The sequence below is a fragment of the Helicobacter sp. 13S00401-1 genome (assembly GCF_002272925.1).
Classification (GTDB): domain Bacteria; phylum Campylobacterota; class Campylobacteria; order Campylobacterales; family Helicobacteraceae; genus Helicobacter_I.
Window position 1 is genome coordinate 1 of sequence record NZ_MLAR01000056.1, and the last position, 246, is coordinate 246.

Below are 246 nucleotides of genomic sequence, written 5' to 3' on the forward strand. Positions count from 1 at the left end.
TTAGAATCTAATACTGAAGTAGAGAAGTCTAATTTAAGATAACTATCAAATACTCTTTCTATCTCATTCATATTAGAACCTATCTTTAGTTCTAATACATCTAACATATTATTAAGTACATCTCTTAGTTCAATTAATTGAGGATTAGAAGGTAACTTAAGTATTCTCACACTTAAGTTACCTTCTTCTATAGTCTTAGCTACATTTAATGCTTCACTTACAGCTTCACTGTCTTTGGATAAAGAG

General features: G+C 28.5%; 1 pseudogene. It reads right to left on the reverse strand.

The window, feature by feature from the left end:
* Positions 1-246 (reverse strand): annotated as a pseudogene (locus tag BKH43_RS08600) (methyl-accepting chemotaxis protein); the annotation flags it as partial.